Source organism: Leptotrichia massiliensis (genome assembly GCF_900104625.1).
Lineage (GTDB): Bacteria > Fusobacteriota > Fusobacteriia > Fusobacteriales > Leptotrichiaceae > Leptotrichia > Leptotrichia massiliensis.
Genome location: NZ_FNVZ01000004.1, coordinates 550,523 through 565,652 on the forward strand (window position 1 = coordinate 550,523; position 15,130 = coordinate 565,652).

The 15,130-nt window shown below is 29.7% G+C and carries 17 protein-coding genes and 1 riboswitch; of the genes, 15 read left to right on the forward strand and 2 right to left on the reverse strand.

The genetic code is table 11. The features are described 5' to 3' along the window. Positions 1-18 precede the first annotated feature (18 nt). The 4 genes from BQ5344_RS03905 (at position 19) to BQ5344_RS03920 (ending at position 4,462) form a co-directional block, all read left to right on the forward strand. Positions 19-1,584, forward strand: coding sequence for an ABC transporter substrate-binding protein (locus tag BQ5344_RS03905; RefSeq protein WP_021768514.1), 1,566 nt, complete (start codon positions 19-21; stop codon positions 1,582-1,584). 9 nt (positions 1,585-1,593) lie between these two features. Continuing rightward, positions 1,594-2,379: an ABC transporter ATP-binding protein gene (locus BQ5344_RS03910; RefSeq protein ID WP_071124229.1), complete on the forward strand. Its 786-nt coding sequence runs from the start codon at positions 1,594-1,596 to the stop codon at positions 2,377-2,379. Continuing rightward, entirely contained in the window at positions 2,372-3,175 is an 804-nt protein-coding gene (locus BQ5344_RS03915) for an ABC transporter ATP-binding protein (RefSeq protein ID WP_071124230.1), read from the forward strand. Before BQ5344_RS03910 ends, BQ5344_RS03915 begins: the two co-directional genes overlap by 8 nt. A gap of 531 nt (positions 3,176-3,706) precedes the next feature. After that, the gene (locus tag BQ5344_RS03920; RefSeq protein WP_071124231.1) at positions 3,707-4,462 is read left to right on the forward strand and encodes a hypothetical protein; all 756 of its coding nucleotides are present in this window, start codon (positions 3,707-3,709) and stop codon (positions 4,460-4,462) included. Positions 4,463-4,731: 269 nt separating this feature from the next. Here BQ5344_RS03920 and BQ5344_RS03925 read toward each other — a convergent pair whose 3' ends face one another. Then, positions 4,732-5,175 carry a MarR family winged helix-turn-helix transcriptional regulator gene (locus BQ5344_RS03925; protein WP_071124232.1) on the reverse strand — a complete coding sequence of 148 codons (444 nt, stop codon included), beginning with the start codon at positions 5,173-5,175 and terminating at the stop codon, positions 4,732-4,734. A gap of 12 nt (positions 5,176-5,187) precedes the next feature. After that, on the reverse strand, positions 5,188-5,595 hold the full coding sequence (locus tag BQ5344_RS03930) for an SRPBCC family protein (protein ID WP_071124233.1): 408 nt from the start codon (positions 5,593-5,595) through the stop codon (positions 5,188-5,190). Between the two features lie 159 nt (positions 5,596-5,754). Next, positions 5,755-5,937, forward strand: a riboswitch (cobalamin riboswitch). 193 nt (positions 5,938-6,130) lie between these two features. Between BQ5344_RS03930 and BQ5344_RS03935 the strand changes: the two genes are divergently transcribed. From BQ5344_RS03935 to BQ5344_RS03985, 11 genes are all read left to right on the forward strand, one after another. Beyond that, a complete protein-coding gene (locus tag BQ5344_RS03935) occupies positions 6,131-6,838 on the forward strand; it encodes an energy-coupling factor ABC transporter permease (protein ID WP_071124234.1) in 708 nt (235 codons plus the stop codon). Further along, positions 6,838-7,140: an energy-coupling factor ABC transporter substrate-binding protein gene (locus tag BQ5344_RS03940; RefSeq protein WP_006805277.1), complete on the forward strand. Its 303-nt coding sequence runs from the start codon at positions 6,838-6,840 to the stop codon at positions 7,138-7,140. The genes BQ5344_RS03935 and BQ5344_RS03940 overlap by 1 nt, the downstream gene beginning before the upstream one ends. After that, entirely contained in the window at positions 7,127-7,819 is a 693-nt protein-coding gene (locus BQ5344_RS03945; RefSeq protein WP_012806218.1) for a CbiQ family ECF transporter T component, read from the forward strand. Before BQ5344_RS03940 ends, BQ5344_RS03945 begins: the two co-directional genes overlap by 14 nt. Further along, entirely contained in the window at positions 7,812-8,618 is an 807-nt protein-coding gene (locus BQ5344_RS03950; protein WP_071124235.1) for an energy-coupling factor ABC transporter ATP-binding protein, read from the forward strand. Before BQ5344_RS03945 ends, BQ5344_RS03950 begins: the two co-directional genes overlap by 8 nt. Then, the gene (locus BQ5344_RS03955) at positions 8,615-9,958 is read left to right on the forward strand and encodes a cobyrinic acid a,c-diamide synthase CobB (protein ID WP_071124236.1); all 1,344 of its coding nucleotides are present in this window, start codon (positions 8,615-8,617) and stop codon (positions 9,956-9,958) included. Before BQ5344_RS03950 ends, BQ5344_RS03955 begins: the two co-directional genes overlap by 4 nt. 258 nt (positions 9,959-10,216) lie before the next feature. Beyond that, positions 10,217-10,861 (forward strand): precorrin-8X methylmutase, encoded by a 645-nt coding sequence (locus BQ5344_RS03960; protein ID WP_012806221.1) that lies wholly within the window; start codon positions 10,217-10,219, stop codon positions 10,859-10,861. A 31-nt stretch (positions 10,862-10,892) separates the two neighbouring features. Then, complete coding sequence (cbiD, locus tag BQ5344_RS03965; protein ID WP_006805271.1) at positions 10,893-12,017, forward strand: cobalt-precorrin-5B (C(1))-methyltransferase CbiD; 1,125 nt, start codon at positions 10,893-10,895, stop codon at positions 12,015-12,017. Beyond that, complete coding sequence (locus tag BQ5344_RS03970) at positions 11,989-12,222, forward strand: hypothetical protein (protein WP_071124237.1); 234 nt, start codon at positions 11,989-11,991, stop codon at positions 12,220-12,222. The genes cbiD and BQ5344_RS03970 overlap by 29 nt, the downstream gene beginning before the upstream one ends. 186 nt (positions 12,223-12,408) lie before the next feature. Then, positions 12,409-13,647 (forward strand): ATP-binding protein, encoded by a 1,239-nt coding sequence (locus BQ5344_RS03975; protein WP_071124238.1) that lies wholly within the window; start codon positions 12,409-12,411, stop codon positions 13,645-13,647. 25 nt (positions 13,648-13,672) lie between these two features. Continuing rightward, positions 13,673-14,584: a hypothetical protein gene (locus BQ5344_RS03980; protein WP_071124239.1), complete on the forward strand. Its 912-nt coding sequence runs from the start codon at positions 13,673-13,675 to the stop codon at positions 14,582-14,584. A gap of 70 nt (positions 14,585-14,654) precedes the next feature. Beyond that, on the forward strand, positions 14,655-15,128 hold the full coding sequence (locus tag BQ5344_RS03985; RefSeq protein WP_071124275.1) for a hypothetical protein: 474 nt from the start codon (positions 14,655-14,657) through the stop codon (positions 15,126-15,128). Positions 15,129-15,130: the final 2 nt, after the last annotated feature.

A 15,130-nucleotide genomic window follows, 5' to 3' on the forward strand; every position in this document is an offset into this window, starting at 1 on the left:
TATAATAGGGAGAAAAGAATGTTGAAAAATCGTAAAAGTAAATTTTTAATTTTAATTTTGGCAGTGTTGATGCTGCTTGTAGCATGTGGTGGAAAAGGTGGTTCTGGAAAAAGTAAAACTAATCCAGATGAACTTGTAGTTGGAGTAACTTCGTTTGCAGATACGCTTGAGCCTACAGATCAGTATTTTAGCTGGGTTGTAACTCGTTATGGTGTTGGAGAGAACTTGACAATTTTTGATGAAAAAGGTAACTTGCAGCCATTGCTTGCTGAAAACTGGAAATTAAGTGATGATAAATTAGAATGGACTTTCAAGATAAGAGATGGAGTAACTTTCTCAAATGGACATCCATTGACAGCAGAGGCAGTAAAAAAATCAATAGAAAGAGTATTTGCTAAAAATAAAAGAGCAGAATCATTCTTTAAATATGCTTCAATAGAAGCTAGTGGACAAGAATTGAAAATAAAAACAAAAGAGCCTGTAGCAATATTGCCTGAATCATTGGCAGATCCGTTGTTCTTAATAGTTGATACGTCAGTTAATACAGATGAATTTGCTCAAAAAGGGCCAATATCAACAGGACCGTTTGTTGTACAAGAATTTAAGCCTGGTGAACAGACAGTTGTTGTAAGAAATGAAAATTACTGGAATGGAAAAGCAAAATTGGCAAAAGTAACATTTAAAGATATAAATGATCAAAATACAAGAGCATTATCTCTAAAATCAGGAGAAATTGATGTGGCATACAACTTGAAAGTTACTAATAAAGCTGATTTTGAAGGAGATAAAAATATTGTAATAAACGAATTGAAATCATTAAGATCAACTTATGCGTTTATGAATCAAACAAAAGGATTGAAAGACAAAGCATTGAGAGAAGCAATAATAAGAGGTGCAAATAGAGAAAACTATACACAAAACTTACTACAAGGTGGAGCAACTCCAGGAAAAGCACCAGTTCCTCCAACATTGGACTACGGATTTAATGAATTAAAAGATGAAAATGCCTATAACCGTGAAAGTGCTAAGAAAATATTAGCAGATGCAGGATATAAAGATGTAGATGGAGATGGGTTTGTAGAACGTCCTGATGGATCAAAAATTGACTTGAACTTTGTAATTTATACAAGTAGAGAAGAATTGCAAATTTATGCTCAGGCATTTCAAACTGACATGAAAGAAATTGGTATAAAAGTTACGTTAAAACCTGTAAGCTATGAAACAGTTTTGAGCATGAGAGACGATTCAAACTTTGATATGTTAATTTGGAATGTACTTGCTGCAAACACTGGAGATCCTGAAAAATACTTGCATGAAAACTGGTACAGCAAAGCAGAAACAAACAAAACAGGTTATTCAAACCCTGAAGTTGATAAAATGCTTGATGAATTATCAAAAGAATTTGACAAAGCTAAGAGAAAAGATCTTGTTGTAAAAATACAGCAGCTAATAATGAACGATGCGGCGACATTATTCTTTGGATATGAAACTACATTCCTTTACAGCAACAAAGTGGTAACAGGGCTTAAAATGTATCCAATGGATTACTACTGGATAACAAAAGATGTAGCAAAAGCTAATTAAGGAGAATTTATGTTGGAGATAAAAGATTTGACAATTCAGTATGGAGATAAGCTTCCAGTAGTTGAAAATTTTTCTCTTTCATTGAAAAAAGGTGAAATAATAACAATTGTGGGGGAAAGCGGTAGTGGAAAATCTACCGTTCTTTCTTCTATTTTGGGATTATTGCCAAACGGAGGGAAAATAATTTCGGGCGATATAATTTATAATGGGGAATCAATGCTCAATAAAAGCCTTAATCAATGGAGGGAACTGCGAGGGACTGAAATAACTATGATTTCACAGGATTCAGGAGGAACTCTTAATCCAATAAGAAAAATAGGAAAACAGTTTGTTGAATACATTCAGACACATTCCAGAATGTCAGCAAAAGAAGCTGAAGAAAAAGCAAAAGATATGTTTTCCAAAGTAAACTTGCCAGATCCTGAAATCATTATGAAAAGCTATCCACACCAGCTGTCAGGTGGAATGAAACAGCGTGTAGGAATAGCAATGGCACTTACTTTCCATCCAAAAATTATTCTGGCAGATGAGCCTACAAGTGCATTAGATGTTATAACGCAGGCTCAAATAGTGAAGGAAATAATGGGCCTCAGAAAAAAATTTGACACTTCTATCATAATGGTAACTCACAATCTGGGAGTCGCTGCATATATTTCGGATAAAATAATTGTTATGCAGAATGGAAAAATAGTTGATGCAGGTAATAAAAACGAAGTTATAGAAAATCCAAAAAGTGAATATACTAAAAAATTGCTTGAAGCTGTGCCTGAAATTGGAGGTGAAAGGCTTGTCTAATATTAATGATGTAATTCTTGAAACAAAAAACCTTACAAAAATTTATGAAAAATCAAATGATAAAAAAGTAGTGGCTTGTAATAAAGTGAATTTAAAAATTCATAAAGGAAAAACTTTGGGAATAGTTGGAGAATCAGGATCAGGAAAAACAACACTTGTAAATATGCTTATGGACTTGGAAAAGCCAACTTCTGGAGAGATTTTGTATCACGGAAGGGATATAAGCAAGTTTACAAAACAGGAAGTGTGGGAAAATAGACAAAATATCCAGATAGTCTTTCAAGATCCATGGTCAGCTTTTAATCCAAAAATGAACGTTATGCAAATCCTCACAGAGCCATTAATGAACTACGGAAGACTAAAAAGATCAGAAAGAAAGCAAAAAGCTATAGAACTTCTTAAAATGGTTGACTTGCCTGAAGAATTTGTAACAAAGTATCCTCAAAATATGAGCGGTGGGCAAAGGCAAAGGCTTGGAATCGCAAGAGCAATTTCGCTTGAACCTGAGATACTTATATGCGATGAGGCAACTTCTGCGCTTGATGTTTCCATTCAAAAAAATATAGTCGAACTTCTTGTAAGGCTGCAAAAAGAAAAGAACATAACAATGATTTTTATATGCCACGACATTGCACTAATAGAGTCTTTTGCACACGAAATCGTGGTAATGTATCACGGAGATGTGGTGGAAGTAATAGAAGGCGGACAAATTTCTGAAAAAGCAAAACATCCATATACAAAGTCGTTATTGAGCGCAATTTTTCCTGTACGTGGGGAAATGGTGGAAGTTAAGTAGGTTTTTGTGAAAAATTCTTTGTAAATTTTAATGATATAATTATAAAAAGAATCTACTTGTAATGAGGCAAACAAGGCGATATAAAAAATGTATGTAAAATAAAAATTTTGAAGAGCAGAAAAATACTGCTCTTTTTTGTTTTTATTTATTATAATACTAAACTCCATTTAAATAACGAAATTATTACAAACTTTTTTAATAAAGGATATAAATCTAATATTTTCAAATAATTAAAATATAATTTTCATTTTTTGAATAAAGTATAATATAAATAATCTGTCGGAGCATTTTTCTGAACTGGCAAAACTGTTTGAGCATAGCGAGTTTTTTGTCAGTACAGGAAAATGTCGTAGACTAGCCATAGGTTGTAGGATTTGCGGCAATGAGCAATCCTACGGAAATAAAAATAAAAAAATATTTATTAATCAAAATATCTAAAAAATTATTCCTATTTTTAAACGGGATTTAGTATAATATGCTATAATATTTGTGTATTTAATTTATACATTTACATATAGGAGGATTGAATTAATGAGAAATATGAAGTTTTTGTTATTATTTATTACTCAAATTTATTTATTTGGAACTTCTTTAGATTTTCCTTGCACGATGAATCTTACTCCTGAATGGATTTATAAGCCTAAATCTTATTCTGAGAAAAAAATAGAAATAGCTAAAATTAATTCAAAAATTTGTAAAAATTCAAAAGATATTAGCTTTTTTGGAGATTTTGAATTAGACTATATTGAACTAAAAAAGGAAACAAAAGTAGAAAGATTTATAGTTTTACCTTCAAAAATAGAAAAAGAATACGCGTATGTTCCATTATTAGATAGTCAGAAATTTGAAAAAGAACCATTATATGTAACTATATTTACTGGGAATCAAAAAAATAGGCTGTATAATCAAATGGAAAAAGAATACTCACTATTAGATATTCAACAAATGAAAAAAGAACCTTTATATACAACTAAATTTATTCAAAATAAAGAAATAAAATATGAAGTATATAATCAAATAGAAAAAAAGATAAAAGAAATAAATGATAAATTTAAAGCATTAGAAAGTTTTAATAAACTAGAAAATCAAGATGGTTCTTTTGTTTTATCTTATGTATTAAAACCAAGTTATTCTAATTTTGAATATATTGATTCAGAGTATTTAGTAGTTACTATGGAAAAATATTTTTATGTAATTGATTTAAAAAAGATTGAAATTGAACACGATAAAATAGATGAAGATATTTTAGAACTTTTAGAAATGATGAAGAGATTAAAATTTTTTTAAATAAGAAATTGGATTTTGAGCAACTTGGATTATAAAATAAAAGTATAGCATTTATGAAATAGTATAATTTATGAGCGAATTAACTATATAAGAACTTAATGTAATTTACAAAAAAATTTTGAGGAATATTTTGATAAATTATAAAAAAGGATTATAACATTTTGGTGTCAATAATCCTTTTGAATAAAATTCTGTTTTATTTTTTGAGTTTTAAATATAATAGCAGAGATGATAATTTTAACATCTCTATTAACTATAATTAATATTTCTTATTCTTCATTTAATCTAGCAAGAAAATGTTTAAATTGTTTTTCATCCCTATCCAATTTTCCGAAAAAAACTTCATCAATTTGCTCAACTAACGGAACAGCTTTTTGTAATACTTCTTCTCCTTTTTTGCTCAAAATAACTGCTTTTGCCCTTGTATCTTTTGAATGTTCTTTTCTTTTTACAAAATCATTTTTTTCTAATAAACTTAATATTTGAGATATTGTCATAACATCTATTCCTGCGAGTTTTGAAATCATAATTTGTGTGATTTCATTATCGTTTTGCGATAAATAAGCAAGTGAAGCTAAAACAACAAATTGAGGGTGTGTTAAGTTCATTTTCTTTAGTTCTTTTTTTATAATAGAATGCCATTTATTGTATACTCTCATAAATAACAATCCTGTTGATTTTTCCGAATTATCTTTATATTTTGATGTAAACAAGTACCAATCACCTTATCTTTCCAAGAAATTTTTTAGAATAAATATAGATTGAGGGACATCTGAAAAGACTTGGCTTAAAAATTCTAAATGTTTCTCATCTTCACTATCTAAAATTACAGTATGTTTTATATTTACGCTTCCATCATTGTTATCAATTATTTGATGACCAAAAAGAATATCTCCAAGCGGAGTTTCTGTTTTATCCCAAAATTCTTCAAAAGGTTTTACAAGGGTAAGCTTGTATTCCATAGGGGGCATTCCTTCAAGTTCCATAGTTCCATATGAACCTGTCTTAAATTCACCTTTTAATGTTATATTTTTTAAATCTTTTTCCCAATCATACCATTTTTCAATATTTGCATAGTATTCCCACGCATCTTCTTTTTTTGCTTTGATTTTTAAACTAAAACTAAATTCCATTATACTTCCTCCTTATTATTATATGTATACTTATTATAAAATATTTTATAATATTTGTCAATAAAGTTTTTGTATACTCCAATATCATATTAATAAATTATTTAAATTTGAAAAAAATATGCTTTTTTAGGGTTGACAAATATAAAAAAGAGAGTATACTAATAGTAAAGAATTATAGGTGTTTTACAAACTTAATAAGGAAATCGGTTAGAATCCGATACAGCCCCCACTACTGTGAAACTGACGAAAGTACACAAAACCACTGAAATATTTTGGATATTTTGGGAAGGGTATGAGTAGGATGAAGTTAGTCAGGAGACTTGCCTAATAATTTTTTATATAAAATTTTCTGGGAAGGGAAGATTTAATATACATCAATGTAAAAATAAATCAACGGTGATTTGTTCCATAAATATACTATGCGATGATGATATAGTTATTGTTGTGGAAGTTTTGACGTGTATTGGCTTCAGCTTTGGCTGATTTTTTTTTGGAACTTGCCGAAGGTTAAATTAAATTTGGAGGAGGAGAGAAAATGAAAAAGAGAACATTATTGTTTTTGGTTTTAACCAGCATGCTGTTAATAGGTGTAAATGGTTACTCAATGCACATTATGGAAGGTTTTTTACCTTTAAATTGGGTTATAGTATGGTTTGCAGTGTGTATTCCGTTTTGGATAATAGGAATAAAGAAGCTTCAATCTGTTTCTAAAGGGAGCGTGCGGGAAAAAATGACGCTTGCATTAGCAGGTGCATTTATATTTGTATTGTCTGCACTAAAAATTCCATCAGTTACAGGAAGTTCGTCACATCCTACAGGAGTAGGGCTATCTGCTATATTATACGGACCTTTTGTAACTTCCATTCTTGGAACAATCGTATTAATATTTCAAGCAGGATTGCTTGCACACGGAGGATTTACAACTTTGGGAGCAAACGCTGTTTCAATGGCAATTGCAGGACCAATTGTATCATATTTAGTGTATAAAGGATTTGAGAAAAAGAATAAGGCGTTAGCGGTATTTTTGGCAGCAGCGTTAGGAGATCTTGCGACTTATGTGGTAACATCAATTCAGCTTGCACTTGCATATCCATCTCCACAAGGTGGAGTAGTTGCTTCATTTATCAAATTTGGAGCGGTATTTGCAGTAACTCAGGTTCCTCTTGCAGTTATCGAAGGGCTACTTACAAACGTGGTGATGAATATACTTGAAAAATATAGCGTAAAAGAGGTGGAAGCTTAATGTCGGAAAATAAAAACAAAAGTGTATTTAAAAAGAATATTATTTTAATAATTGCAATAATTTTAATAGGTGTTATTCCTTTGCTTCTCGTAAAATCTGAATTTGGAGGATCTGATGACAAGGGAGAAGAAGTAATAAAAACTATAAAACCTGATTATGAGCCATGGGCTAAAAATTTAATAGAATTACCAGGAGATGAAACTGAAAGTCTGCTGTTTGCATTACAGGCGGCATTAGGTGCAGGAATTGTAGGGTATGTATTAGGCTATTTCAAAGGTGAAAGAAAAAATGCTAATAGATAAGGTATCTTACACAAATCCCATAAAAAATATAAACCCCGGAGTAAAGTTTATATTGTCAATGACGACATTAGTATTTTTACTTTATACTGGAAGTAAAATAGTATTTGTTTTTAATTTTATACTGTTTAATTTACTTCTTTTGTTTGTCGTAAAAGTGAAAATAGGTGACTTGTTAAAGCTGAACTTTATTCCGGCTTTATTTATTTTAACAACTGTAATTTCCTTGCTGTTTATAAAAGCGGATATATGGACATTTTTGCTACGTTCATTTTCCTCGATAGCTGTAGTTTATTTCCTTATTTGTTCTACTCCAATTATAGATTTGGACTATATATTTGCAAAGCTGAAATTTCCTAAAATATTTAGGGAAATGTTTTTACTAATTTACAGATATATATTTTTATTATTTGAAAATAAGGAAAAATTACATAATGCACAGGAAGTAAGACTAGGATACAGCAGTTTTAAAAATGGGATGAAATCATTTCCAATGCTAGTAGTTGCTATATTAAAAAAAACATACTACTATAATCTGAATTCTATAAAGGCTGTGGAATCAAGAATGGGAAAGGAATTTATTTTTTCTCATAGAAAATATAAAAAAATTGGGTTTGAAATAATATTCGTAATAATAATAGTTATAATAAATTTATATTTGGTGGTAAAATACAATGCTTAGACTTGAAAATATAACTTTTTCATACGACGAAGAAACAGAGGCTCTAAAAGATGTGACTTTGAATATTGAAAAAGGGAAAAAAACATTATTTCTTGGGGAAAATGGCTCAGGAAAATCAACATTATTTTTAATAATGAATGGACTTTTGAAAGCACAAAAGGGAAATATTTATTTTGAAGAGAAAAAAATAGAGCATAAAAAGAAAAATCTCGAAGAATTGAGAAAAAAAGTCGGGATAATTTTTCAGGATCCTGAAATACAGATTTTTGCACCTTTAGTATTTCAGGAAGTAGCTTACGGACCTGAAAATCTTGGATATTCTAAAGAGGAAGTAGAAAAAAATGTAAACAGGGCAATGGAAGAAATCAATATAACAGATTTAAAAGATAGACCTTGTCATCATCTGAGCTATGGACAGAAAAAAAGAGTCTCAATAGCTGCAATTACGGCAATGGAGCCAGAACTTCTTATTCTAGATGAGCCAACTGCATGGCTTGATTCTAAAAATACAAAAAGAGTATCAGAAATTTTAGATAATTTTTCTAAAGCAGGAAAAACAATGGTAGTATCAACGCACGATACAGATTTTGCCTATGAATTTGCTGATTATATTTATGTACTTGAAAAAGGGAAAATTGTACGGCAAGGGAGCAGGGACGAGGTTTTTGAGGATTTTGAATTTTTGAAGAAATTAAATTTGAATATTCCAAATGTACTGAAAATAAAAAGTTATCTCAAGTATAAAAATCTTGATGAAAATGATTATTATAAATTTTTGGAGGAAAAAAACTTGTTATGAAAAAAATACTTGTATCAGGAGCAATGAGCGGTGGCGGAAAAACTACAGTAAGCAGCATATTGATGTCAGCTTTTGAAAATGTGGCACCTTTTAAGGTCGGACCAGACTACATCGATCCTGGTTATCACGAGTTGTTTACGGGGAATAAATCTCGTAATTTAGATGCTTTTATGTTTGATGAAAGTACGTTAAGGCATATATTTGAAACAGGAGCGAAAGGAAGCAATATCGCTATAGTTGAGGGAGTTATGGGGCTTTATGATGGAATTGGGCATGAAAAGGATAATTTTAGTACAGCTCATGTATCAAGAATACTTGATATACCAGTAATTCTTGTAGTTAACGCAAAAGGAATCTCCACAAGCATAGCTGCCGAAGTTTTGGGTTTCAAGCTGTTTGATAAAAATGTTAAAATAAAGGGCATTATTTTAAATAATGTTTCTTCTGAAAAACTATACTTGAACTTGAAGGAAGCGGTAGAAAGATTTACGGGAATAGAATGCGTAGGATATTTGCCGAAAAATGAGAAATTATCGGTGGAAAGCAGACATTTGGGATTAAAACAGGCTTTTGAATTGAAAGGCTCAAAAGAACTTGAGGAAAAGAAACAGCTGTTTAAGGAAATTGCACAAAATTGTTTAGATTTAGAAAAAATTTACGAAATAGCAGAAGAATTTGAAGCAAAAAGCAGTATAGACAGTTTTGAACCAATAACGGACTTAAAGAATAAATATAAAGGGAAACGTGTTGGAGTCGCTAAAGACGGTGCATTTTCATTTTACTACGAGTCAAATCTGGAACTGATGAGATTTTCAGGATTAGAAATAGTAGAATTTAGCCCTGTAAAAGATGAAAAAATACCAGAAAATCTTGATATGATTTATCTTGGCGGAGGTTATCCTGAACTTTACTGGAAAGAATTGTCTGAAAATGTATCTATGAAGGAAAGTATAAAGCAGGCTTATGAAAATGGAGTAAAAATCTACGGAGAATGTGGCGGATTTATCTACTTAACAAATAAACTGAATTTGCTAGATGGAAATAGTGGAGATTTCTGTGGACTGATAGATGTGGAAATTTCTATGAAAAATAGGCTGAATATCGGAAGATTTGGCTATATAAATATAAAAACTGAAAATGGAATTCACACAAAAGGACACGAATTTCATTATTCAGAAATTTCTGTGGATAATGAAAAGGGAAAATTTTATAAAATAGAAAAAAATGATGGAAGAAATTGGACTTGTGGATATAGGAAAAATAGCCTTCTAGCAGGTTATCCACACATTTCTTTTTATTCAAATATAAAATTTTTCAAATATTTAATTGAAAAATTGTAAAAAAAGCTATCTAAAATTTAAAAAATAATATATAATTGTATAGTAAAACTATTTAAAAATCGAACTAATCAAAGTTATAGTCAATCCACTTGAAAATTGTTGTAAAACTGTTAAAAAAGCAATGGATTGACTATAGATACAGCATAAAGATTTATTCTAGTTTTAAACTGGAATTGCTGTATTTAAAATTTAAACTTAAAATATTGTTTGATTTTTTTTAGTTTAAAAACATAAAAAAATATTGGAGGGAATCAATTTATGTCGTATATTAAGGATCCGAAAGGGATAGAAGTAAGAAGTTTTGAAATGATTACGGAAGGATTGGGGAATAAGGTAGACCACTTTGCTGAAAATGAGAAGCCAATTGTGAAAAGACTGGTGCATACTACTGGAGATTTTGGTTATGCAGATATTACAGAGTTTCATAATGATGCGGTAAATTCGGCTATGGAAGCTATAAAATCAGGGTGCAAGATATATTGTGATACAAATATGATTGTTACTGGATTAAATAAAATAGGTCTTGCGAAATTTGGATGTTCAGCATATTGTCTTGTAAATGATGAAGAAGTGGCAAAAGAAGCTAAGGAAAGAGGAATTACAAGATCGATGGTTGGAATTGAAAGAGCAGTGAAAGATAAGGATACAAAAATATTTTTGATTGGAAATGCTCCAACAGCATTATTTAAACTGCTTGAAGAAATAAGCAAGGAAGGGGCAGAAAAGCCTAAACTTATTGCAGGAGTACCAGTAGGATTTGTAGGGTGTCCTGAATCAAAAGCCGCACTTTCAGATTATGATGTGCCATTTATAAGAACTAATGGTACAAAAGGTGGAAGTACAGTAGCTGTAGCAGTATTACATGGAATACTGTATCAAATGTTTGAAAGAGACAGATATTAAAAAAACTACTAACAAAGGGAAGGAAGTAAAAATGGAAGAATACGTATATTTTAACGGTAGAAAACTAAGATATGGCTATACAACGGGAAGTTCTGCAACGGCAGCCACGAAAGCTGCACTTATGTATCTTCTGCAAGACGGAGAACAGGATATACCAGAAGTAACTATCGGACTTCCCTCAGGAAAATCTATAACAATAAAAGTAGATTCATTAAAAAAAGCAGATAACTATGCGCTTGCATCGGTTTTAAAGGATGGGGGAGATGATCCCGACGTTACTCATGGACTTCAGATTTTTTCAAAGGTAAGTTTGCGTGATGATGCAAAAATAAATATTTTTGGTGGGATAGGAGTAGGGAAAGTTACCAAAAAGGGTCTTCCCATCTCTCCTGGAAATTCTGCAATAAATCCTACTCCTTTAAAAATGATAAGAGCGGCGGTGGAAAGTGTTCTTCCAACTGGAAAAGGTGCAGATATAGAAATTTTTGTGCCAAAAGGCGAAGAAACTGCAAAAAAAACATTGAATGCAAAACTTGGAATTATTGGTGGAATTTCAATTCTTGGTACAACGGGAATAGTAAAGCCGATGTCGGAAGACGCATGGAAAGCATCGCTTGCCATTGAATTGAAGATGGCTCTTGAAAATGCTGAAAATGGCGAGGCAATATTTCTATTTGGAAACAGGGGGAAAAAATATTTAACTGACAATTTTGAGGATAATACTTCATTATCTGTTGTAATAAGTAATTTTGTAGGCTATATGTTTGATAGGGCTTGTGAATTTGAAGCAAGAAAAATTTACTTTATTGGTGAACTTGGAAAATTTGTGAAAGTTGCAGGAGGGATATTTCATACACACAGCAGAGTTTCTGACGCAAAAATGGAAATACTCGCTGCAAATGCATTGCTTGTAGGCGAAAGCATGGAAAACCTGAAAAAGATAATGGCTTCCAACACAACCGAAGAAGCTACAAAATACATTGAAAAAACAGAAGTTTACGATCTTCTGGCAAAAAAAGCCAAACAGAAATGTGAAGAATATTGCCGAAGAAACGGTTGGGATCTGGAAGTGGAAACACTTATTATTTCTGCTGAAAGAAAAGAGCTGGGAAGCAGTAAGAACTTTTTTGATAATTTTAAAAGAAAAGGGCTTTAAGGATATAGAAGTTGTTACGGTTGTTGTTAGCAGATTGAAAAAATTAGACTATACTATGATGTTTGGAAAAAATGCTATTTGTATAGTAGACCTGTTAGACAGCCTAAGTTTTTTATTTTCACAAGGGGTTTTAATACCCCTTGTTTCAGAATATTTGTTTTATCAAATTCTAAATGCAAGTTTAATTAAATTTATGAATAAATAAAAGCTGGTAAAACCTCATTGATAATTTTTAAATTATAGGATTGTATTCCTTAAAAAATTAAAATTCCAAAATTCAAGGAATATATTCCTAAAATTATACAAATTTATAAAAAAAAGGATTATATTCCATAAAAATTGATTTTCAAATAAAAAAGGGGTATAATTTAAAAGGAAATGAGGTGTTAAAATGATAAGAATAGATCGAAAAGAATATTTAGATTTTTTAGTAAAATCAAAAGACAGACAGATAATAAAGGTCGTATCTGGTGTAAGAAGATGTGGAAAATCCACTCTCTTTGAGATATATAAAGATTTTCTGCTTGAAAATGGAGTTGCAAAAAATCAGATTATATCTATAAACTTTGAAGATATAGATTATGAAGAACTTACAGATTACAAAAAACTCTATGAATATATAAAATCTAAAATGATTGAAGATAAAAGGAATTACATATTTTTAGATGAAATTCAGCATGTGGATAAATTTGAAAAAGTTGTAGACAGCCTTTTTATAAAAGAAAATACAGATTTATACATAACAGGCTCTAATGCCTATTTTATGTCAAGCGAGCTGGCAACCCTTTTAAGTGGGCGTTATATAGAACTGAAAATGCTACCTTTATCATTTAAGGAGTATTATCAGGCTAAATTAGAATATGAAAAAATGGAGCAAAAGGAAAATAGAATATCAAAAACACTTATACAATATTATAATGAATATATAGTAAACAGTTCGTTTCCTTATACTTTACAGTTAGACAGTGATTTAAAAAATATACATGAATATTTAAGTGGGATATATAACTCTGTGCTTTTAAAAGATATAGTTGCAAGATTGAAAATTTCAGATGTAATGAGACTTGAAAGTGTTGTTAAATATATATTTGATAATATCGGTAATTTGACTTCGCTTTCAAAAATAGCGAATACCTTAACTTCAATGGGAAGAAAAACGGATGCAAAAACCATTGAAAAGTATATTAGAGGGCTTACTGACAGTTTACTTGTGCATGAAGTTAGCAGATACAATATAAAAGGGAAAGAATTTCTATCTACATTATCAAAATATTATGTTGCAGATTTAGGACTCAGACAGATGATTTTAGGTAATAGAAATATAGATATGGAACATATACTGGAAAATATAATTTATCTTGAACTAATTAGAAGAAAAGGCAATGTATATGTTGGGCAGTTTGATAAAAATGAAATTGATTTTGTTGTTATTAATTCAAATGAAATTGAATATTATCAGGTCGCTTTGACTGTCTTAGATGAAAATACTTTAAAAAGGGAATTGGATGCCTTTAAAAATATTAAGGATAACTATCCGAAGTATCTTATAACTTTAGATGATGTAATGGTGAATACTGACTATGACGGAATAAAGGTTGTAAATGCTCTGGAATGGTTGTTGGGAGAATAAAGTAAAACATATTGGAGGAAAATCTATGAAAAAGTACATCTATAGAATTCATTTAAAACCACAAAATGATAAAAAAGAAAATCCATTTAAATTTTGTAAGCAAAAAAGTATAGTTGGTATAGGTTGGCCATTGAATAAAGAAAACCTAGAAAAATTTAAAAAAGAAAGTAATTTTGAAAACTATAAAAAACTAGTCTTAGAACAATATAGTAAAGATACTGGTTTAAAAAAAGCAATAAATTGTTATTCTGAAATTGAGAAAGATGATTTAATATGGGCAAGGGATAGAGATAATATCTTTTATATATGTAGAGTTATAGAAAAATGGCAGTATGATTACAAAGATGATAACGAAAAAAATGATATTTATAGTTATTTTCCTGTTGAATATATTAAAGTTGGAACATTAGAAGAAGTTCCTGGAAAAGTTATAAATTCATTTAGGGCTTCTGCAACCTTACAAAGGGTTCATGGAGAAAATATTGTTGAAATGACAAAAAAAATTTATAACAAAAAATCAAATAATAAGTTATATGAAACTAAAAAAATTGAGGATTTTTTAAATTTTTTATTACCAGAAGATATTGAAGAAATTGTGAGTTTGTATCTTCAATTAGAAAAAAATTATTTGATATATACTAGTACAAATAAAATAGATACAGCTAAATATGAATTTGTTATGATAAGTAGAGATGGAAAAGAAAAATGTTATACACAAGTAAAAACAGGTAACGAAGAATTAAATCCTAAAGATTATGAAAATTTAATTGAAAATAGTAATAAAGTTTATTTGTTCACATTAGCTGAATATATAGGAAAAAACATCAATAACATAATATGTTTAAAAAAAGATGAAATTTTAGATTTTATTATAAAAAATAAAGAGATATTACCTGGTAGGATAAAGTACTGGATGAATGAAATACAAAAAAATTAGGAGATTTATTATGAATTTAAAAATATTCTCATTATTTATATTAATTTTGGGTTCATTTACAGCTTATTCAATGGAGAATAGAAAAGTTTTCAATATTAAAAATGAATGGAGCATAAAATTACCTAAAAATTGGCTAGAAAAAAGAGATGAGGTTGATGGACATCATGTATATTATCCCCCTGGTAACAATTTAATTATTAGAGCATCGAGTTTTTATATCTTTAGAGATTTAGAAAATGGTTCAAAAATAATTGCACCAGTTGATGATTTATATGAAATTTTTGATAAAAGCATTAAAAATATAGACCTAGGAAATAATAAAAAATTAGAAGAAAAGAAATTAAATTTGAATAATTTTAAAATAGAGAATTTTAAACATAAATGCTATGAATATGATTATTATGAAGATAATGAAAAAACTTATTCTATTTCTTGCGGGATTATGACTGAAGGTTATTTATTAATTATTAATTTTTATTCTGCTTCAAGAGATGAAGTTGAAAATGCAATAAAATATATTTATAGTGTAGAAAAAATAAATTAGAG

Coding starts and splice junctions, on each gene's coding strand:
- BQ5344_RS03945 (WP_012806218.1), top strand. CDS start 7,127: ATGCTAATAGATAAGGTATCTTACACAAATCCCATAAAAAATATAAAC.
- BQ5344_RS03935 (WP_071124234.1), top strand. CDS start 6,131: ATGAAAAAGAGAACATTATTGTTTTTGGTTTTAACCAGCATGCTGTTA.
- cbiD (WP_006805271.1), top strand. CDS start 10,893: ATGGAAGAATACGTATATTTTAACGGTAGAAAACTAAGATATGGCTAT.
- BQ5344_RS03980 (WP_071124239.1), top strand. CDS start 13,673: ATGAAAAAGTACATCTATAGAATTCATTTAAAACCACAAAATGATAAA.
- BQ5344_RS03985 (WP_071124275.1), top strand. CDS start 14,655: ATGGAGAATAGAAAAGTTTTCAATATTAAAAATGAATGGAGCATAAAA.
- BQ5344_RS03950 (WP_071124235.1), top strand. CDS start 7,812: ATGCTTAGACTTGAAAATATAACTTTTTCATACGACGAAGAAACAGAG.
- BQ5344_RS03920 (WP_071124231.1), top strand. CDS start 3,707: ATGAGAAATATGAAGTTTTTGTTATTATTTATTACTCAAATTTATTTA.
- BQ5344_RS03975 (WP_071124238.1), top strand. CDS start 12,409: ATGATAAGAATAGATCGAAAAGAATATTTAGATTTTTTAGTAAAATCA.
- BQ5344_RS03905 (WP_021768514.1), top strand. CDS start 19: ATGTTGAAAAATCGTAAAAGTAAATTTTTAATTTTAATTTTGGCAGTG.
- BQ5344_RS03955 (WP_071124236.1), top strand. CDS start 8,615: ATGAAAAAAATACTTGTATCAGGAGCAATGAGCGGTGGCGGAAAAACT.
- BQ5344_RS03960 (WP_012806221.1), top strand. CDS start 10,217: ATGTCGTATATTAAGGATCCGAAAGGGATAGAAGTAAGAAGTTTTGAA.
- BQ5344_RS03930 (WP_071124233.1), bottom strand. CDS start 5,595: ATGGAATTTAGTTTTAGTTTAAAAATCAAAGCAAAAAAAGAAGATGCG.
- BQ5344_RS03940 (WP_006805277.1), top strand. CDS start 6,838: ATGTCGGAAAATAAAAACAAAAGTGTATTTAAAAAGAATATTATTTTA.
- BQ5344_RS03910 (WP_071124229.1), top strand. CDS start 1,594: ATGTTGGAGATAAAAGATTTGACAATTCAGTATGGAGATAAGCTTCCA.